The following is a 19,817-nucleotide window of genomic DNA, read 5'->3' on the forward strand; positions in this document are numbered from 1 at the left end:
CGCCGGCGGAGGGGTGACGTCGCGCCTGACCGGCGCGATCCGTGGCGCGTTCGCCGACACCACACCGCTGCGGACGCCGGCCTACCGGCGTCTGTGGACGGCCGGCGTGATCACCGTGATCGGCGCGCAGCTCTCGGTCGTCGCGGTGCCGACGCAGATCTACGCGATGACCGGCTCGTCGGCCTACGTCGGGCTGACGGGCCTGTTCGGCCTGGTCCCGCTCGTGGTGTTCGGGCTCTGGGGCGGCGCGATCGCGGACGCGGTCGACCGGCGGGTGATGCTGCTGTTCACCGGCTCGGGCATCGCGGTCACGTCGCTGGCGCTGTGGGTGGTCTCGGCGTCCGGGGTCGGCAACGTCTGGCTGGTCCTGGTCCTGTTCGCGTTCCAGACGGCGATGCTGGCGATGAACCAGCCGACCCGCAGCGCGGTGATCCCGCGGCTGCTCCCGGCCGACCAGCTGCCCGCCGCGAACGCGCTGAACATGACGGTCGTGCAGCTCGGCGCCGTGATCGGCCCGTTGCTGGCCGGGGTCCTGATCCCGGTCGTCGGGCTGTCGACGCTGTACCTGGTCGACGCCGTGTTCCTGCTGGCGACGCTGTGGGCGACGTGGCGGCTGCCGCCGATGCCCGCGACCCGCGACGCGTCCGGGGCGCGGTCGACGGTCGGGCTCCGGGCGGTGTTCGACGGCTTCCGCTACGTCGGGCTGCACAAGATCCTGCTGGTGTCGTTCCTGATCGACGTCGTCGCGATGGGCTTCGGGATGCCGCGGGTGGTGTTCCCGGAGATCTCGCAGACCGTGTTCGGCGACCCGCCCGGCGGCGGCTTCGCGCTCGGCCTGCTGTTCGCGGCGATCCCGCTCGGGATGGTCGCCGGCGGGGTGCTGTCGGGCTGGCTGCAGCGCGTGGAACGTCAGGGCGTCGCCGTCGTCGCCGCGGTCTGCGTGTGGGGCGTCGGGGTGGCGATCTTCGGGCTCGTCGGCTCGCTGTGGCTGGCCGTGTTCGCGCTGGCCCTGGCCGGTGCCGGGGACCTGGTGAGCTCGGTCTACCGGTCGTCGATGCTGCAGACCGTCGCCACCGACGAGATGCGCGGGCGGATGCAGGGCGTGTTCATCGTCGTCGTGGCCGGGGGCCCGCGGCTGGCCGACCTGTGGCACGGACCGTCCGCGGCCGCGATCGGGCCCGGCCTGACCGCGACGATCGGTGGTGTCGCCGTCGTCGTCGTGACGCTGCTGGTGGTCGCCCGCTTCCCGGAGTTCCTGCGCTACCGCGCCCCGGGGCCGGGCGCATGAGCCCGCGATGGCTGCGCGGGATCCCGCCCGGCACCCGGATCGAGTACGGCGCCGACTACAACCCCGAGCAGTGGCCGCGGGAGGTCTGGCGCGACGACGTCGAGCTGATGCGACGGGCCGGCGTCACGATCGCGACGGTCGGCGTCTTCTCCTGGACCCGCCTGCAACCCGGCCCGGAGGAGTGGGACCTCGCCTGGCTCGACGAGGTGATGGACCTGCTGCACGACGGCGGGATCGCCGTCGACCTGGCCACCGCGACCGCGTCCCCGCCGGCCTGGCTGACCACCGCGCACCCGGAGATCCTCCCGGTCGACGCCGACGGCCGGACGATCTCCCCGGGCGGGCGCCAGCACTGGCGTCCCACCTCGCCGGTGTTCCGCCGGCACGCGCTCGCACTGGTCGAGCGCCTCGCCCGGCGCTACGGCGACCATCCCGCGCTCGTCGCATGGCACGTGAACAACGAGCTGGGCTGCCACAACGTGCACGACTACTCCGACGACGCCGCCGCGGCCTTCCGCGTCTGGCTGCGCGAGCGCCACGGCGACCTCGCGACCCTGAACGAGGCCTGGGGCACCGCGTTCTGGTCGCAGGGCTACCGCGACTGGGACGAGATCCTGCCGCCCCGGCGGACCGCACCGGGCACCGCGCCGAACCCGGGCCAGTCCCTGGACTTCGCCCGGTTCTCCTCCGACGCCCTGCGCGACCACCTGCGAGCCGAGCGGGACCTGCTGCGCTCGATCACCCCGGACGTCCCGGTGACCACGAACTTCATGGTCATGGACAACACCCGTGCGATGGACTACGCGTCCTGGGCCGGTGAGGTCGACATCGTCTCCAACGACCACTATGTGCACCCCGAACCGCTCGGGCGCGACGAGCTGTCGTTCTCCGCCAACCTCACCGGCGGTCTGGCCGGCGGACGGCCGTGGTGGCTGATGGAGCACTCCACGAGCGCGGTGAACTGGCAGCCGGTCAACCACGCCAAGCGCGACGGCGAGCTGGAGCGGGACTCGCTGACCCACCTCGCGCACGGTGCTGACGCGATCTGCTTCTTCCAGTGGCGCCAGTCCGCGGCCGGGGCCGAGCGGTTCCACTCGGCGATGCTGCCGCACGCCGGGGCGGAGTCGACGGTCTTCCGCACGGTCACCGAGCTGGGCGCGACGCTGCGCCGTCTGGCCCCGGTCGCCGGGACGCCGCGGACGCCGGCCCCGGTCGCCCTGCTGTTCGACTGGCCGTCCTGGTGGGCGACCCGCCAGGACTTCCTGCCCAGCTCGCGGCTGGAGTACCGGCGTGAGGCGCTGGCCTGGTACCGGGCGTTCCTCGACGCCGGCGTGCGCGTCGACGTCCTGCCCGCCGGCGCCGACCTGGCCGGCCACCGCCTGGCCGTCGCCCCGATGCTGCACGTCCTCGACCTCCCCGACGCCCGCCGGCTCGCCGGATGGGTGGAGGGCGGCGGGCACCTGGTCGCGACGTACTTCTCGGGGGTCGCCGACTCCCGCGCCCACGTGTACCTCGGCGGCTACCCGGGTGCGCTGCGCGACCTGCTCGGGATCCGGATCGACGAGTTCGCGCCGCTGGCCGAGGGCGAGACCGTCGAGCTGGACGCCTTCGGGCCCGGGGCGGTCTGGACCGACCGGATCGACGCCGTCGGGCCCGGCGTCGAGGTCCTGGCGTCCTACGCGAGCGGCGAGCAGCAGGGACGACCGGCGGTCACCCGTCGCCGCGTGGGGGCCGGTGCGGCCACCTGGGTGTCGACGCAGCTCGGCCGCGACGGGCTGTCGTCGCTGGTCACCGCCCTGCTCCCACCCGGTGTCGGGCCGGAGCTGCCCGCCGCCGTCGCCGGGTCGGTGGAGCTGGTGGTGCGGGGGCCGTACCGGTTCCTCGTCAACCGCACCGACGCCCCGGTCGAGGTCACGCTCGACGGCGACGTCCTGCACGGCCGTGCGACCGCGGACGGCGTCGCCCTGCCGGCGCGCGGCGTGGCCGTGCTGCGACGACCTCCGGACGAGGGGCGGCGCCGGTGACACTGATCGCTGCGTTCTGCGGATTCCGTCGAGCGGACTAGCGTGTCCTGCGAAGCAGACGATCCCCAGCTGTGAGAGGGAACCTCCACATGTCCGACGAGAAGGCCGCCGACTCCGCGGTTCTCCAGTACGACGGCGGCGAGTTCGAGACGACCGTGCACACCCCTACCGAGGGTGCACAGGCCGTCGACGTGAGCAAGCTGCTCGGCAAGACCGGCCTGGTGACCTACGACCCCGGTTTCACCAGCACCGCGGCCTGCTCCTCGGCCATCACCTACATCGACGGTGACGCCGGCATCCTGCGTTACCGCGGCTACCCGATCGACGAGCTGGCCGGCAACTCCTCCTACCTCGAGGTCAGCTACCTGCTCATCTACGGCGAGCTGCCCAGCAAGGACCAGCTCGCCTCGTTCACGAACCGGATCAGCCGGCACACCCTGCTGCATGAGGACCTCAAGCGGTTCTTCGACGGCTTCCCGCGCGACGCGCACCCGATGCCGGTGCTGTCGTCCGCGGTCAGCGCGCTGTCGACCTTCTACCAGGACAGCCTGGACCCGCACGACGAGGACGCCGTCGAGCTCTCGACGGTCCGCCTGATGGCCAAGGTCTTCACGATCGCGGCGTACGCGTACAAGAAGTCGGTCGGCCAGCCGTTCCTCTACCCGGACAACTCGCTGTCGCTGGTGGAGAACTTCCTGCAGATGACGTTCGGGTTCCCGGCCGAGCCCTACGAGCTCGACCAGGACATGGCCAAGGCCCTGGACACGCTGTTGATCCTGCACGCCGACCACGAGCAGAACTGCTCGACCTCGACGGTGCGGCTCGTCGGCTCCAGCCAGGCCAACCTGTTCGCCTCGATCTCGGCCGGCGTCAACGCCCTGTTCGGCCCGCTGCACGGCGGCGCCAACCAGGCGGTCCTGGAGATGCTCACGCAGATCCGCGACCAGGAGGACGGCAACGTCGAGTCGTTCGTCAACCGGGTCAAGAACCGCGAGGACGGCGCCCGCCTGATGGGCTTCGGGCACCGGGTCTACAAGAACTACGACCCGCGCGCGAAGATCGTCAAGCAGCAGGCCGAGACGATCCTCAAGAAGCTCGGGGTCAACGACCCGCTGCTCGACATCGCCATGACGCTCGAGGAGAAGGCTCTCGCCGACGACTACTTCGTCGAGCGCAAGCTGTACCCGAACGTCGACTTCTACACCGGCGTGATCTACCGGGCGATGGGCTTCCCGGTGAAGATGTTCACCGTGCTGTTCGCGCTCGGCCGCCTTCCCGGCTGGATCGCGCACTGGCGCGAGATGATGGACGACCCGCAGAACAAGATCGGTCGCCCGCGTCAGCTCTACACCGGCTCCGCCGAGCGCAACTACGTCTCGCTGGACAAGCGCTGAGCTCCGTCTCGACATAGCCAACGGCACCCTCGTCGGAACCTTTCCGACGAGGGTGCCGTTCGTTCGCCCCGGTTCCGGCCGGGGGTGCCGTTCGCTGAACCGGGTCGAGGCCGGCGGGCGGGGTGGGTGGGGCGCCGATAGCGTCGGCGGATGGCCACCTCCACCGCCGTCGTCTGGTTCCGGCGTGATCTCCGGGTCCACGATCAGCCCACGTTCCTGTCCGCGGCCGACGCCGCCGACCGGTCCCTGGCCCTGTTCGTGCTGGACCCGGCCTTGCTGACTCCCTCCGGCGCGGCGCGGAAGAACTTCCTCTACGGCGCCCTGCGCGAGCTCGACTCCGCGCTCGGCGGGAAGCTGCTGGTCGTCCACGGCGACCCGGCCGACGTCGTCCCGCGCATCGCGAAGGCGGTGGGTGCCGCCACCGTGCACATCGCCGCCGACTACGGCCCCTACGGCCGCGAGCGGGACGAGAACGTCGAGAAGGCCCTCGCCGACGTCGACGCCGAGCTGGTGCGGACCGGCTCGCCCTACGCCGTCGCGCCGGACCGCGTGAAGAACGGCAGCGGCGACCCGTTCAAGGTGTTCACCCCGTTCAGCCGCGCCTGGGCCGACCACGGCTGGCGCGCCCCGGCCGACACCGACGCCTCCACGGTCACGTGGATGGACCCGTCGGACAAGGACGGCGGTCCGCGGGCGGTGAAGATCCCCGACGACGAGACGTGCGAGTCGCAGCTGCCCGAGCCGGGGGAGTCCGCGGCGCTCGCCCTGTGGAAGGAGTTCCTCGACGGCGGCGTGGACGGCTACCGCGACCGGCGCGACCTCCCCGCGGCCCAGGGCACGTCCGGGATGTCGCCGTACCTGAAGTACGGCTGCATCCACCCGCGGACGATCCTGGCCGACACCGCGTCGATGAAGTCCGACGGCGCCGGCACCTACCGCACCGAGATCGCCTGGCGGGAGTTCTACGCCGACGTGCTCTACCAGCGTCCGGACTCCGCGCGGGAGAACTACGACAAGAAGTTCGACGCCCTGCCCAACGAGACCGGGCCGGAGGCGGACGAGGCGTTCGCGGCCTGGCAGGAAGGGCGCACCGGCTTCCCGATCGTCGACGCCGGCATGCGCCAGCTCCGCGCCGAGGCGTGGATGCACAACCGGCTGCGGATGATCGTCGCGTCGTTCCTGACCAAGGACCTGCACCTGCCGTGGTGGTGGGGCGCACGGCACTTCATGCAGCTTCTCGTCGACGGCGACCTGGCGTCGAACCAGCACGGATGGCAGTGGACGGCCGGGAGCGGCACCGACGCCTCGCCCTACTTCCGGATCTTCAACCCGATCACCCAGGGGGAGCGCTTCGACCCCGACGGCGACTACGTGCGCCGCTGGGTGCCCGAGCTCGCCGGGGTGAAGGGCAAGGCCGTGCACCAGCCCTGGAAGCTCCCCGACGGGATCCCGGACGGCTACCCGGAGCCGATGGTCGACCACAAGGCCGAGCGTCAGGAGTCCCTCGCACGCTACGAGAAGGTCAAGAACGCCCGGCGGTGAGGCTCACGAGCGGGCGCCGGTGAGCCCCTCGCGCCAGCTCACCTTCGCCCCCGTACGCAGCACCGAGTTCTGGTAGATCCGCGCGCTGAGCCACACCATCCCCACGATCGCTGCCAGCGTGAGCAGGGCGGCGACGAGGACCTGCCACCACGGCGCGACCCCCAGCGCGACCCGTGCCGGCATGGTGGTCGGGGCGAAGAACGGGATGAACGACAGCACGGTGACCAACGGGTTGCGCGGGTCGTTGGGCAGCACGCTGACCGTCACCACGAACGGGATCATCACCAGGAACGCGAGCGGCGTGATCGCCGACTGCAGCTCCTCCTGGCGTGACACCAGCGCGCCCGCCGAGGCGTAGAGCGTGGCGAACAGGAAGAAGCCCAGCAGGTACCAGAGCACCGCCTGCCCCAGCGCGGCGATCACCGTGGTGGGCACCGAGATCACTCCGAACGCCAGCGCGCCGGTGGTGGCGATGGCTCCGAGGATCAGCAGCTGCAACAGGCCGACCAGGCCCAGCCCGATGACCTTGCCGGCCAGCAGGTGCAGCGGCTTGATCGTGGACAGGAGCAGCTCGACGACCCGGCTGGACTTCTCCTCGACCACGCCTTGGGCGACCGCGCCGCCGTAGTTGCTCAGCGAGAAGAACAGCAGCACCGCGACCGCGATCGCGATCCCGAGCCGTTGCCCCTGCAGCGGATCCTCCGGCTCCAGGGTCTGGCTGCGCACGGTGGAGGCCTGCGCGAGAGCGGCCGGGTCGGTTCCCGCCGCCCGCAGTGCCTGGTCGAGGGCCTGCGCCCGGACGGTCTGGGTGACCAGCCGTGACACGTCGGAGTCGATGCTGTCCCGCCCGACGAGCTCGTAGGATCCCGGGCCGCCGGTGAGCAGGGCGTCCAGGTCGCCGGAGCGCACCTGCTCGGTTCCGGCGGCCGGTGTCACGTCGACGGTCGTCAGGTCGAAGCCGTCGGACCGGGCGGCTTCCTGCACCGCCGCGACGGCCGGGCGGGCCTGGGGCGTCACCCCGAGCGTGGCGCTGGAGCCCTGGCTGCCGATGAACGCGAAGATCAGCCCGTACATGGCGAAGATCGCGATGATGATCAGTAGACCGTAGACGAACGAGCGCGAGCGCAGCTGCGTCCGGATCTCGCGCCGGGCGACCAGGGTGATCGTCTCGCGTGCGCCGAGGGATGTGGTCATCGTGCGTTCCCTCCGGTGATGCCGACGGTCTCGGAACTCTGCGGTGTCGCCTCGTCGGCGACGACGTCGCGGTAGAGCTCGGTCAGCGGCGGCCGGTACGGGGAGAACTCCCGCACCGGACCGGCGGCCGTCGCCGCGTGCAGCAACGCCTGGTCGTCGGTGGCCCCGCCGAGCTCGACGCGGGTGCGCAGACCGGCGCGATCCTGCCGGGAATCGAGCACGGTCACCCCCGGCAGCGCGTCCGTCCAACCGGCCGGTGGCCCCACGACGTCGTAGCGCGTGACGTCGCCGGTGCGCAGCTCGTCGACGGTGCCGACGGCGACCATCCGCCCGCCGGAGATGATCCCGACCCGGTCGCAGAGCCGCTCGACGAGCTCCAGCTGGTGGCTGGAGAAGATCACCGGCGTGCCGGCGTCGGCCTTCTCCCGCAGCACGCCGCTCATCGTCTCCACCGCGGTCGGGTCGAGGCCGGAGAACGGCTCGTCGAGCACCAGGACGTCCGGGTCGTGTACCAGCGCCGCGCACAGCTGGACGCGCTGCTGGTTACCGAGCGAGAGCTTCTGCACCTCGTCCTCGCGCCGGGCCTCGACGCCGACGCGGGCGGTCCAGCGCTCCACCGCGTTCCGCGCGGTGGCGGCGTCCATGCCGTGCAGGCGGGCGAGGTAGTCGAGCTGCTCGCCGACCTTCATCTTCGGATAGAGCCCGCGCTCCTCGGGCATGTACCCGATCCGCCGGCGCACGTCGGCGTCGATCGGACGCCCCTGCCAGCTCACCGTCCCGGAGTCGGACGCGAGCACGCCGAGCACGATCCGCATCGTGGTCGTCTTGCCCGCCCCGTTGCCCCCGACGAATCCGAACAGCTCGCCCGGCCGGACGTCGAACGTGACACCGTCCAACGCCTGCACCGCACCGAACCGCTTGGCCAACCCCCCGATCGCCAACATGTGGCGCAGGCTACACCGCTGTCACTCCGGAAGATCTGCGTCGCAGCCGGTCAGGAGGGGTGGCGGGGGTCAATTTCGGCTTGTAGGCTCTCTCCACCGCATATCCGGGGATATGTCGATCGCGTTACGGATTGCGATCGTTGTCGCGTCATTGCAATTCTGAAACAGGGGGTTTGGCGAATGACATCGGTCCCGGCAGGCGAGGGAACGACCGGCTCCGAGGGGGATGCACCGCCGTCGGTACTGCGTAGAGCAGTGGCGGCGTCCGCCATCGGTAACGCCACCGAATGGTTCGACTACGGCGTCTACGCCTATCTGACGACCGAGATCACGGCCAACTTCTTCCCGGGTGAATTCGGCACGCTGGGAACGCTTCTAGGTCTCGCGGTCTCGTTCGTGCTGCGCCCGCTGGGCGGCATCGTCTGGGGCCCGCTGGGTGACCGGATCGGCCGGCAGAAGGTCCTGTCGCTGACGATCATCCTGATGGGTGTCGCCACGTTCCTGCTGGGCGTGCTGCCGTCCTTCGCGACGATCGGCATCTGGGCGCCGATCCTGCTCATCCTCCTGCGCGTCGTGCAGGGCTTCTCCACCGGCGGTGAGTACGGCGGCGCCGCGACGTTCATGGCCGAGTACGCCCCCGACAGGAAGCGCGGTTTCTGGGGCAGCTTCCTGGAGTTCGGCACGCTCGCCGGGCTGACCCTGGCCGTGCTGGTCGTGTTCGGTCTGCAGACCGCGCTCGGAGACCAGGCCATGGAGGACTACGGCTGGCGGATCCCGTTCATGCTGGCGCTGCCGCTGGCTCTGATCGGTCTCTACATCCGGACGAAGCTCGAGGACACCCCGGTGTTCCGCGAGCTCGAGGCCACCGGCGAGAAGGAGGAGGCGGCCACCGGCGCTCTGAAGAACCTCCTGGTCGTGTTCTGGAAGCCGATCCTCGCGCTGTTCGGCCTGGTCATCGCATTGAACGTCACGAACTACACGTTGCTGACGTACATGCCGACGTACCTGCAGAACACGATCGGACTGTCCTCGGCCGAGACCGACACACTCGCCACGGTCGGACAGGTCGTGATGATGGTCTTCATACCGCTGGCCGGTTCACTGTCCGACCGGATCGGGCGGAAACCGTGCTGGTGGATCTCGCTGATCGGCATCTTCGTCCTGGCCATCCCGATGTATCTGCTGATGGCGCAGGGTGTGGGCTGGGCGATCGTCGGGTTCACCGTGCTCGGGCTCGTCTACGTCCTGCAGCTGGGAACGATCTCGGCGACGTTCCCCGCGATGTTCCCGGCGCACGTGCGGTTCGCCGGCATGGCGATCTCCTACAACGTGGCGACGGCCGCGTTCGGCGGTACGGCCCCGTTGATCAACGATGCGCTCATCGGGGCGACCGGGGACAACCTCTGGCCCGCCTACTCGATGATGATCGCGTCGGCGGTCGGCATGGTCGCGCTGATCTTCGTGATCGAGACCAAGGGCATGTCGCTCAAGGGACGGGACATCCCGGGTCTTGCCGAGTTCGAGTCCGCGAAGGCGGCCAAGGCGGCGGCCTCCTGACCCGACCGACCCGTTCACGCCGGGCCCGTTCCCTCGAGGGACGGGCCCGGTGACGTTCCGGGGGCGTCTCAGCGCGGCGGCCAGCCCCGGGGCAGCCCGATGTGACCGTGCCGGTCGGCCGTCCACAGGTAGGTCCAGCAGACCGTGCCGTCCGGGAGCGCGACCCGGATCCGGGTGTACTCCGGGCCCTCGTAGGCGTCGAGCCCGGGGAACGCGGCGACCGGGTCGCTCAGCTCGACGACGTGTCCCGGTACGCCCGGGCCGTCGCCGAGCGACAGGGCCGGGTAGCCGGAACCGGTGTCGGACACCGTGCCCGGCAGTGTCGCGGGCCGCGGGGTGCCGGTCGCGTGCGGCGCGAGGTGGTGCCACGACGGCTGGCCCGGCATGAGCAGGCCGTAGACGAAGACCCGCGCCGGCCAGGCGTCCGGGTGCGGTGTCCCGGCGACGGTGTCGGCGTCCAGCCCGTCGTCGGGCGCCGGCTGTCCACGCAGGTGTCGCGCCTCGTCCTGCGCGACGTCGTCGCAGAACACCGGTGCCCCGTCGACGAGCAGCGGCCGGCGGATCGCGTCCCGGCCCAGGTAGGCGTACGGCAGGTCGACGACGGCACCGTCCTCGGTCGCGACGGTGCCGGTACGCAGGCGGGCGAGCCGGTAGCGCGGGGGATCGGCGGCCCGTCCCTCCACCCGGTCCAGGGCGGCGAACTGCTCCGGGGCGGCCATCCAGACGGCGTGGCGCTCGTCGCGCCCGGGTGCGGCCGCGAGCACGGCGGGACGCTGGTCGTCGACGACCCGCAGGCCCGCCGCCCACGTCGCGGCCAGACCGGACGTCGCACACCGCAGCACGACGACGGGGCCGGTCAGCCCCCGCTCGGCGCGCATCCAGCTGATCTTCGACGGGTTCCGGTTGGACCCGTAGGTCAGCACGGGGACCCGCCCGGCCATCGGCGCCGCACCGTGCGCGACCAGCCATCCGTCCAGGTCACCGGCCCCGTCCACCCGCCATCCCGACGGCTGTCCCCGGTCCGGCAGCAGCGCGTGGCTCAGCCCGTCGAGGTGGACGAACGACGCCGGCGGCCGGGTCCCCGGATACGGGTCGGCGGGGAACTCCCGGTCCGCCCAGGGAGAGGGTCCCGGCGCGCTCAGCCCGAGTCCTGCGCCGACGGCATCGAGATCCCGTAGCCCCGGATCTTGCGGTAGATCGTCGCCCGGGACATGCCAAGACGGCGCGCCGCCTCGGCCTTGTTGCCGTCCGCGTCGAGGAGCGCGTCCACGATCGCGTCGCACTCGATCGCCTCCAGCGGCGTGAGCACCCGGCGCGTGATCGCGCGCGTCTCAGGAGGGAGGTCGTCCGGGCGGATCGTCCCGGTCCGCCGGCGGGCCACCACCTTGCGCAGCACCTGGTAGAGCTGGTCGACGTTGCCCGGCCACCGGTTGCGCATCAGCACCCGCATGGCCTCCGGCGAACATCGCAGGTCCGCGCCCCGGGTGAGCCGCTGCAGCAGGTACGGGACCAGCTCCGCGACGTCCTCGATGTGGTGACGCAGCGGCGGCACCTCGATCGTGCGCGGGAAGGACCCGAGCAGCTCGGTCAGCTCCGGCGGGTCCGGCCGCGAGTCCGGGGCCGGACCGCGGGTCGCCACGACCCACGGCCGTTCCGGGTCGGTGGACTCGCGCACGTCCTCCAGCGCGTCGGTCAGAGACTGGGCCGCGCCCGCGGACAGCAGGTCCACCCGCTGCAGCACGAGCGTCCCGCCGCCGGTGGAGAGCTCCTCGACGACGTCGGCGAGCCAGCGCGGGCCGTAGTCGGCGGCGTCGAGCACCCGGACGTGACCGGCGGGGGAGTGCATCTGGTGGGTGGCGCGGGCCAGCGTCGTCCGTCCGGAGCCGGCCTCGCCCTCCAGCACCAGCCACTCGTTGGTGCGGAACAGCCGGTCGACGGCCTGGCAGCACTTCGCCCAGAGCGCCCCCGACCCGACGGCGGCCGGCAGCGCGGTGGTGATGGTCGGCAGCGACGAGCGCGTCGGCGCCGGCTCCCGCGAGGTCAGCTTGACCTGCAGGACGCCACCGGAGCAGCCGCCCTCGGTCCAGCTCGGACGGCAGTGCACCCGTGCCGTCGCGCCGCTGGGCAGGTCGACGAGGAGCTGCCGGCTGCGTCCGGAGCGCAACGCCTCGGTGGCGTCGGCCAGCAGCGGGACCTGGTCGGCGGGGTCGATCAGCTCGCGGGCCCGGTCGTTCATCATCACCAGGTCGTCGCTGACGGCGAACACGGCACCGCTGCTGCGCTGGGCCGCGGACAGGTAGTCGTGCAGCAGGGTCAGCTCGCGACGGCCGGACTGCTCGAGCAGCGTCTCCTCGATGCGGCGGGCCATCGTCGACGCCGTCGCGACCATCATCGCGTTCGCCTCCCGTCGCCAGCAGGTCAGGTCGATGACGCCGAGGACCTTCCCGGTCACCGGGTGCCGGATCGGCGCGCCGGCGCAGGCCAGGTCCTCCAGGTGCTCCACGTAGTGCTCGTGGCCGAACACCTCGGTGGCGCGCCGGCCCTCGAGTGCGGTGCCGATGCCGTTGGTGCCCACGTAGCGCTCCGCGTAGGAGAAGCCCGGGGCCAGCCACACGCGGTTGAGGTGCTGGTGCAGCGCCGAGTCACCCGTCCGGCGTTCCAGGACGACGCCGTCGGCGTCGCAGAGGATGACGCTGACGGGTTCGGTCGTGAACTGGTCGGCCAGCTCGGAGACGATCGGCCGGGCCGCCCGCAGCAACGGGGTGTCCGGTTCGGCGTCGTGCTCGTGCGGGAGCTCGAGGTGGTCGGGCGCCACGGCGAGCTGTCGCGAGCGGATCCAGGAGGCGAGAATCGGGCCGCGGACGGTGCCGGGGCTGACCGCCTCGTCGTCCAGAAAAGCGTCCCTGGCCAGGGCGATCCTCTCCGCGGCGGCGGACGAGGGCGCGACGAGGCTCGCGTCGTGCTCGGCGTCCGAGCTCGACTGCGGGTGGTGGTGGAACGCGTCCTCGGGTGGTGGGACCAACCGGTTGCCCTCCTCGGAGCAGCTGTGGTCCGCAATTGCGCGGCAGCCGGGTGTCCTCATCGACGGTACTGGCACGCGACAGAGATCACCAGCAGCGAAGATCGGGCAGCGTCTCATAATGAGACCGCAGCCGCCCGGCCAGCGATGTGTGATTCGCAGCACGGGAGAGACCGGCACCGAAGCCGCGGGGAACGCACTCGCAGCCGAAGTGCCGGAGGACCCGCGTTCGATCAACAACCCGGGGCGCCCGCGCTCGCTCCAGGGTCCGGCGGTCGGGCGATGTGACGGAGGGCCACCGAGGCTCCCGCCGGCAACAGGACGCCGGCGGCCCGCGGGGTCGAGGACGGACCTCCGTTCACGCACCACGTTCGACCGGGGCGGACCGCAAAGATCCGACCACACCCACCACCGTGAGGAGACGACGTGAGTCGGCAGAGCTTGGCAAAGGCTCATCAGAAGATCCAGGAGCTTTCCTGGGAGCCGCAGTACCACGAGCCGTACATGAAGTACGGAACCGACTACACCTTCCGCAAGGCTGCGAAGAAGGACCCGCTCAAGCAGGTTCTCCGGTCCTACTTCCCCATGCAGGAGGAGAAGGACCACCGCGTCTTCGGTGCCACCGACGGCGCGATCCGCGGGAACATGTTCCGCCAGGTGCAGGAGCGCTGGCTGGAGTGGCAGAAGCTGTTCCTGAGCATCATCCCGTTGCCGGAGGTCTCGGCCGCGCGCTCGATGCCGATGCTGTTCTCGGTCGTTCCGAACCCGGAGCTGCACAACGGCCAGGCGATTCAGATGATCGACGAGGTTCGCCACTCGACGATCCAGCAGAACCTGAAGCGCGTGTACATGAACAACTACATCGACCCGGCGGGCTTCAACAACAGCCTCCGGAACTTCCACAGCGACTACTGCGGCACCATCGGCCGTCAGTTCGCCGAGGGGTTCATCACCGGTGACGCGATCACCGCTGCGTCGATCTACCTGACGATCGTCGCCGAGACGGCGTTCACGAACACCCTGTTCGTGGCCATGCCGGCCGAGGCGGCGGCCAACGGTGACTACCTGCTGCCGACGGTGTTCCACTCGGTCCAGTCCGACGAGTCGCGGCACATCTCGAACGGCTACGCCACGCTGCTGATGGCGCTGTCGGACGAGGACAACCGTCAGCTGCTCGAGCGCGACCTCCGCTACGCGTGGTGGAACAACCACCGCGTCGTGGACGCCGCGATCGGTACCTTCATCGAGTACGGCACGAAGGACCGTCGTAAGGACCGCGAGTCCTACGCCGAGATGTGGCGTCGCTGGATCTACGACGACTACTACCGTGCCTACCTCGTCCCGCTCGAGAAGTACGGCCTTGTGATCCCCCACGACCTCATCGAGGAGTCGTGGAACCAGATCTGGAACAAGGGCTACGTCCACGAGGTCGCGCAGTTCTTCGCCACCGGTTGGCTCGCCAACTACTGGCGCATCGACGGCATGACCGACGAGGACTTCGAGTGGTTCGAGTACAAGTACCCGGGCTGGTACGACAAGTACGGCAAGTGGTGGGAGAACTACAACCGGCTGGCCACGCCGAACGGGCACAACCCGATCGTCTTCGAGGACGTCGACTACGTGTACCCCTCGCGCTGCTGGACCTGCATGGTTCCCTGCCTGGTGCGTGAGGACATGGTCACGCACACGTTCGAGGACAACTCGATCCGCACCTACTGCCACGAGGTCTGCCGCTGGACCGACGTGGAGGCCTTCCAGCCGACCTACCAGGGTCGCGAGACCCCGAACATGGGTCGTCTGGTCGGCAAGCGCGAGTGGGAGACGCTCTACCACGGCTGGAACTGGGCCGACGTCGTCTCCGACATGGGCTTCGTGCGCGACGACGGGAAGACGATGACGGCGCAGCCGCACCTGAACCTCGACCCGAAGAAGATGTGGACGCTCGACCACATGCGTCGTTGTCCTCCGCTCGGCAGCCCGAACGTCGTCCTCAACGAGCTCGACGAGGCCGGCCGCGCTGCGTTCATCGCGGACTACAACAAGCAGGGTCCGGCCGGACGTCCGGCACCGACGAACGCCTGAGCGCGGGTCAGGCGAGGGGAGGGGGTCTCCTGACGGGACCCACCCGATGACGGAGCCCAGCTCCGCCACGGACGGTTCCTGACGGAGCCCCTCTCCCTGCAGACCCGACCGGGGGGTCATCCCCCGGTCGGGTCACCCCCGCCTGCCCAAATTCCGCTCAGATAGCCCGATTTGTCCGGTTTCTCAAAATCCGAGAGGTGCCTCCCCGTTGGGTGAAAAACACGTCGTTCGATTCGAGCCCGTTGGCATCGAGATCGAGGTCGACGAGGACCAGAACATCCTTCGGGCCGCGGCCGAGCAAGGCGTGCAGCTCATGCACGGCTGCAAGGAAGGTCAGTGCGCGGCCTGCAAGTCCTTCGTGCTCGAGGGCGAGGACATCGAGTACGACTCCTACTCGACGTTCGCCCTGCCCGACTACGAGAAGGAGGAGGGGTCGACCCTCCTCTGCCGGGCGCACGCCTACGAGGACCTGACGATCGAGCTGCTCAACTACGACGAGGAGATCATCCGGTCCGGGTTGCCACTGACCACGGGCACGGTCGAGGTCGTCTCCAACGAGTCCGTCACGCACGACATGCGACACCTGGTGGTGAAGCTCGTCGAGCCGAGCGAGATCAAGTTCTTCCCCGGCCAGTACATGGACTTCAAGATTCCTGGCACCGAGGAGACCCGCTCGTTCTCGATGGCCAACACGCCGAACCGTGACGGGCTCTTCGAGTTCGTCATCAAGATCTACCCCGACGGCCTGTTCTCCGAGTTCCTCAACGAGAAGGTCGCCATCGGCGACCGCCTCGAGGTCGAAGCGCCGTTCGGGACGTTCACGCTGCGCGAGAACCGCACATCGAGGCTCGTGTTCGTGGGTGGTGGCGCCGGCATGGCTCCGGTGCTCGGGCTCCTGCGATCCATGGCCGAACGCGGTGTCGAGCGCAAGGCGACGTTCTACTACGGCGGCCGCGCGTCGAGGGATCTCTGTTTCGAGAAGGAGATCGCCGAGCTCGGTGGACAGCTCAAGGACTTCCGGTACATCCCGGCCATCTCCGATCCCGGCGACGCGGACGGCGAATGGCAGGGGGAGACCGGATTGATTACGGAGGTGCTGCGCGCACAGGAGGGCGACCTGAAGGGAGCAGATGCGTACGTCTGCGGTCCGCCGCCGATGGTCGACGCGGCGATCGCGACCCTGACCCAGCTCGGGGTCTCCGAGCACAACATCTTCTACGACAAGTTCACCACGACCGGTGAACCAGAGGGCGAGGACGGTACATGACCACCACGGAACGGCCCGAGAGAAATGTCCCGAGGCCCGTCTTCACCGACGCGGAAGCCGGCGCTCAGACATTCCCCGACTCCGGAGCCAGCGCCCGTCGGTACAACTACTACAAGCCGGCGAAGCGGAAGCAGACCCACTACGAGGACGTGACGGTCGACGTCCAGCCGGACCCCCGGCACTACCTCTCGCAGGGCTGGATCTACGGCTTCGCCAACGGTGACGCCGGCTATCCGCTGCACTGGACCAAGCTCAAGGCCTGGGGCGTGGACCTGCCCGAGCCCGAGCGCTACCCCGGCTCCGGCGGCAAGGGCTACGAGTGGCCCGCCCACGGCTGGCACGAGTTCCGCGACCCCAACGAGGAGTGGGAGCTCACCTTCTACCGGTACAACGCCAACGTTGTCCGGCAGGTCAACCAGAACATCGAGAACGCCCGTAGCGCGAAGGCGTTCGAGAACTGGACCCCGAACTGGCAGCAGTTCGTCGAGCGCAACGTCGGCGCGTGGATGCACATCGAGCACATCCTCGGCCTCTACGTCTTCGCCGCCGTGCAGCGCTCCGGACCGACCAACATGCACAACACCGCCTTCGCGGTGAACAGCATGCACAAGATCCGGTTCGCCCAGGACCTGGCGCTCTACAACCTCACGCTGACCGAGGAGATCGAGGGCTTCGACGGCACCGCGCACCTCACGGCGTGGAACGAGGACCCGGAGTGGCAGGGCGTCCGCAAGGTCACCGAGGCACTGACGGCCATCGACGACGACTGGGGCGAGTCCATCTTCGCCGCCAACGTCATCTTCGAGCCGCTGATCGGTGAGCTGTTCCGCTCGAACCTGGTCATGCAGGCCGCCGCCGGCAACGGCGACTTCGTCACCCCGACCGTGATGGGTGCCGCGGAGTACGACTTCGCCCAGCGCGACCTGCGCTGGACGCAGGTCTGCTTCGGACCGCTGGTCCAGGACCGCGAGTTCGCCGACCACAACAAGGAGCTCTTCCAGGGCTGGCTGTCCAAGTGGGTGCCCCAGGTCCTCGAGGCCGCCCGCACCCTGCAGCCCATCTGGTCCCTTCCGGACGCCAAGCCGCCGCGTTTCGAGGACAGCCTCGACCGGGCGAAGAACCGTTTCGTCGGAATTCTGAACGACCTCGGCCTCGAGACCCCGAAGGAGCTCAACCAGTGACCAGTTTCAAGACTTCCGAGAGCCCGTTCAAGGCCGACAGCACCGCATCCGGTAAGTGCGGCGTCACCTTGATGAACAACCAGATCGGTTCCGTCGTCGCCGAGGTCATGAACCGCCAGGAGAACGTCGAGATCACCGAGCTCCCCTCGATGATCCGCGTCGACTGCGTCGGCCGGATGGACTTCGTCTACGCCGACATCTCCGAGGCTCTCGGCGAGGAGGAGGACTTCTACGACGCCGCCGAGTTCGAGGAGAACATGTCCACGCACTACGGCAAGATGGTGCACATGGACGACCGGACCGTGATGTTCGGCAACATGGAGGAAGCGGCCGAGTACATCGGCGACATGCTTCCCCCGACGGTCAGCTGACCGTTCCGTTCAGGTAGCCGGTCGCCGGTCCGCGCTCAACCCGCGGACCGGCGATCCGGCTGTTCGGCGCCGATTCGTCGTCCATTCCTCGCCGGCTCCGGCGCCGATTCCCCTTTCGTACGAAAAGCTTCTACCGCCCCTCGCTTTACAACCCCGCGCACGCACTTCAGGAGGGTCATCGTGGCCAAGGAACTCAAGTTCGGGCAGGAAGCCCGGGACCGTCTCACCGCCGGTGTCGACCAGCTCGCCGAGGCGGTGAAGTCCACACTGGGACCCAAGGGCCGCAACGTGATCCTCGAGAAGATCACCGGCACGCCGGAGGTCACCAACGACGGTGTGACGATCGCCCGGGAGATCTACCTGCGCGACCCGTTCGAGAACATGGGCGCGCAGATCCTCAAGGAAGCCGCCGTCAAGACGAACGACATCGTCGGTGACGGCACGACCACCGCGACCGTCATGGCGCAGGCCATCGTCCGCGAGGGCATGAAGGCGATCACCTCCGGTGGGAACCCGGTGCTGGTCAAGCGCGGCATCGACGTCGCCGTCGGGCGGATCGTCGAGCACCTCTCCACTGTCGCGCACCCGGTGAACGACGTCGAGGCGCTCTCGCGCGTCGCCGCGATCTCGGCCAACGACGACGACTCGATCGGACGGGTCGTCGCGCAGACGCTGCACACCGTCGGCGACGACGGCGTGATCACCGTCGACGACGGGCCGACCCTGGGCCTGACCGTCAACTTCGTCGAGGACTTCGAGTTCGAGAACGGCTACGTCTCGCCGTACCTGGTCACCGACCCGGGCTCGATGATGGCGATCCTGGACGACCCGTACCTGCTGTTCTGCGCCGAGAAGATCACCGACGTCCGCGCTCTGATGCCGATGCTCGAGAAGATCATGCGCGAGCCCCGCCCGCTGGTCATCGTGGCCGAGAAGGTGGAGGGCACGGCGCTGCAGATGCTCGTGCACAACCACGTGAACGGGCACCTGAAGGTCACCGCCATCCAGGCCCCCGGCTTCGGTGAGAAGCGCGTGCACCTCCTCGAGGACATGGCCGCGCTGTGCGGCGGGCAGGTGCTGTCGAAGGCGTCGTCGTTCTCGCTGGAGCAGGTCGGCATCGAGCACCTCGGCCGGGCGAACCAGGTCCGCGCGACCAACGAGCACACCGCGATCATCGGCGGGCACGGCGAGCCGGAGCGCAAGGAGCGCCGGCTCTCCCAGCTCCGTGCAGAGATGAACCGCGCGAGCATCGGCACCGACGAGGACTGGCTCAACGACCGGATCGCCCGCCTGTCCGGCAAGGCCGCGATCATCGAGGTCGGGGCGCCGACGAACGCGGAGCTCAAGGAGGTCCGGCACCGCGTCGACGACTCGCTGCAGGCCACCCGTGCCGCGATGGCCGAGGGCATCGTCGCCGGCGGTGGCTCGGCGCTGCTGCACGCCGAGGCCGCGCTGGACACCCTGGAGGTCACCGGTGACTACCGCACCGGTGTCGAGATCGTCCGGGCCGCGCTGTCCGCGCCGGCGTTCCTGATCGCGACGAACGCCGGGTACGAGGGCGTCGACGTCGTGAAGCAGGTCCGCGACCTCACCGTCGACGAGGGCTTCGACGCCCTCGAGGGCCGGTTCGGCAACATGCTCGAGATGGGGATCATCGACCCGCTCCGGGTCGTGCGCTCCGCGCTGCAGAACGGCGCCTCGGTGGCGGGTCTGATCCTGACCACCAACTCGCTGGTGGCCGAGGAGGTCACGCCCTGGAACAAGGCGCTGATGACCGAGTACGGCCCGCTGGACGAGGGCATCCCGCAGCCCAGCCCGGACTCGAGCACCCCGCAGTCGATGGGCCTCGGGCCGTCGATGGGGTAGATGTCCTGGTAGGACTGATCGGTCAGACCGTGCACCCCGCCCGCCACCGGCGTGGCGGGGTGCACGTCCGAGGAGGTACGGAGGAGAC

14 protein-coding genes are annotated in these 19,817 nt (G+C 69.7%); 10 read left to right on the forward strand and 4 right to left on the reverse strand.

Annotated elements, in window-relative coordinates:
* Positions 1-13: 13 nt before the first annotated feature.
* From EV383_RS02935 to EV383_RS02950, 4 genes are all read left to right on the forward strand, one after another.
* Positions 14-1,288, forward strand: a complete 1,275-nt coding sequence (locus EV383_RS02935) for an MFS transporter (RefSeq protein WP_242623400.1) — start codon at positions 14-16, stop codon at positions 1,286-1,288.
* On the forward strand, positions 1,285-3,312 hold the full coding sequence (locus EV383_RS02940; protein WP_130288482.1) for a beta-galactosidase: 2,028 nt from the start codon (positions 1,285-1,287) through the stop codon (positions 3,310-3,312). The genes EV383_RS02935 and EV383_RS02940 overlap by 4 nt, the downstream gene beginning before the upstream one ends.
* Positions 3,313-3,401: 89 nt before the next feature.
* Entirely contained in the window at positions 3,402-4,706 is a 1,305-nt protein-coding gene (locus EV383_RS02945; RefSeq protein ID WP_130288483.1) for a citrate synthase, read from the forward strand.
* 150 nt (positions 4,707-4,856) lie between these two features.
* A complete protein-coding gene (locus EV383_RS02950; protein ID WP_130288484.1) occupies positions 4,857-6,248 on the forward strand; it encodes a cryptochrome/photolyase family protein in 1,392 nt (463 codons plus the stop codon).
* Between the two features lie 3 nt (positions 6,249-6,251).
* On the opposite strand, the gene EV383_RS02955 is transcribed toward EV383_RS02950, so the two are convergent.
* Entirely contained in the window at positions 6,252-7,442 is a 1,191-nt protein-coding gene (locus tag EV383_RS02955; protein ID WP_130288485.1) for an ABC transporter permease, read from the reverse strand.
* Positions 7,439-8,386 carry an ABC transporter ATP-binding protein gene (locus tag EV383_RS02960; RefSeq protein WP_130288486.1) on the reverse strand — a complete coding sequence of 316 codons (948 nt, stop codon included), beginning with the start codon at positions 8,384-8,386 and terminating at the stop codon, positions 7,439-7,441. The genes EV383_RS02955 and EV383_RS02960 overlap by 4 nt, the downstream gene beginning before the upstream one ends.
* A 255-nt stretch (positions 8,387-8,641) precedes the next feature.
* On the opposite strand from EV383_RS02960, the gene EV383_RS02965 reads away from it, so the two are divergent.
* Entirely contained in the window at positions 8,642-9,943 is a 1,302-nt protein-coding gene (locus tag EV383_RS02965) for an MFS transporter (protein WP_242622862.1), read from the forward strand.
* Between the two features lie 68 nt (positions 9,944-10,011).
* Here the strand turns inward: EV383_RS02965 and EV383_RS02970 are convergent, their stop codons facing one another.
* Positions 10,012-10,938 carry a gamma-glutamylcyclotransferase family protein gene (locus EV383_RS02970; protein ID WP_242622863.1) on the reverse strand — a complete coding sequence of 309 codons (927 nt, stop codon included), beginning with the start codon at positions 10,936-10,938 and terminating at the stop codon, positions 10,012-10,014.
* A 143-nt stretch (positions 10,939-11,081) separates the two neighbouring features.
* The gene (locus tag EV383_RS02975; protein WP_242622864.1) at positions 11,082-12,965 is read right to left on the reverse strand and encodes a sigma-54-dependent Fis family transcriptional regulator; all 1,884 of its coding nucleotides are present in this window, start codon (positions 12,963-12,965) and stop codon (positions 11,082-11,084) included.
* A gap of 438 nt (positions 12,966-13,403) precedes the next feature.
* Between EV383_RS02975 and EV383_RS02980 the strand changes: the two genes are divergently transcribed.
* The 5 genes from EV383_RS02980 (at position 13,404) to groL (ending at position 19,729) form a co-directional block, all read left to right on the forward strand.
* Complete coding sequence (locus tag EV383_RS02980) at positions 13,404-15,044, forward strand: ferritin family protein (RefSeq protein ID WP_165438560.1); 1,641 nt, start codon at positions 13,404-13,406, stop codon at positions 15,042-15,044.
* A 208-nt stretch (positions 15,045-15,252) separates the two neighbouring features.
* Entirely contained in the window at positions 15,253-16,311 is a 1,059-nt protein-coding gene (locus EV383_RS02985; protein WP_130288490.1) for an FAD-binding oxidoreductase, read from the forward strand.
* Positions 16,308-17,492: an aromatic/alkene monooxygenase hydroxylase subunit beta gene (locus tag EV383_RS02990; RefSeq protein ID WP_130288491.1), complete on the forward strand. Its 1,185-nt coding sequence runs from the start codon at positions 16,308-16,310 to the stop codon at positions 17,490-17,492. Before EV383_RS02985 ends, EV383_RS02990 begins: the two co-directional genes overlap by 4 nt.
* Positions 17,489-17,863 carry a propane 2-monooxygenase effector subunit MimD gene (mimD, locus tag EV383_RS02995; protein WP_130288492.1) on the forward strand — a complete coding sequence of 125 codons (375 nt, stop codon included), beginning with the start codon at positions 17,489-17,491 and terminating at the stop codon, positions 17,861-17,863. The genes EV383_RS02990 and mimD overlap by 4 nt, the downstream gene beginning before the upstream one ends.
* Positions 17,864-18,043: 180 nt before the next feature.
* Positions 18,044-19,729: a chaperonin GroEL gene (gene groL / locus EV383_RS03000; protein WP_130288493.1), complete on the forward strand. Its 1,686-nt coding sequence runs from the start codon at positions 18,044-18,046 to the stop codon at positions 19,727-19,729.
* The last annotated feature ends 88 nt before the right edge of the window (positions 19,730-19,817 follow it).

The sequence above is a fragment of the Pseudonocardia sediminis genome (assembly GCF_004217185.1).
Taxonomy (GTDB): Bacteria; Actinomycetota; Actinomycetes; order Mycobacteriales; family Pseudonocardiaceae; genus Pseudonocardia; species Pseudonocardia sediminis.

Excerpts from the sequence above, each read along its gene's own strand:
- EV383_RS02955 (WP_130288485.1), bottom strand. The coding sequence starts at position 7,442 with ATGACCACATCCCTCGGCGCACGCGAGACGATCACCCTGGTCGCCCGG.
- EV383_RS02945 (WP_130288483.1), top strand. The coding sequence starts at position 3,402 with ATGTCCGACGAGAAGGCCGCCGACTCCGCGGTTCTCCAGTACGACGGC.
- EV383_RS02960 (WP_130288486.1), bottom strand. The coding sequence starts at position 8,386 with ATGTTGGCGATCGGGGGGTTGGCCAAGCGGTTCGGTGCGGTGCAGGCG.
- EV383_RS02950 (WP_130288484.1), top strand. The coding sequence starts at position 4,857 with ATGGCCACCTCCACCGCCGTCGTCTGGTTCCGGCGTGATCTCCGGGTC.
- EV383_RS02990 (WP_130288491.1), top strand. The coding sequence starts at position 16,308 with ATGACCACCACGGAACGGCCCGAGAGAAATGTCCCGAGGCCCGTCTTC.
- EV383_RS02940 (WP_130288482.1), top strand. The coding sequence starts at position 1,285 with ATGAGCCCGCGATGGCTGCGCGGGATCCCGCCCGGCACCCGGATCGAG.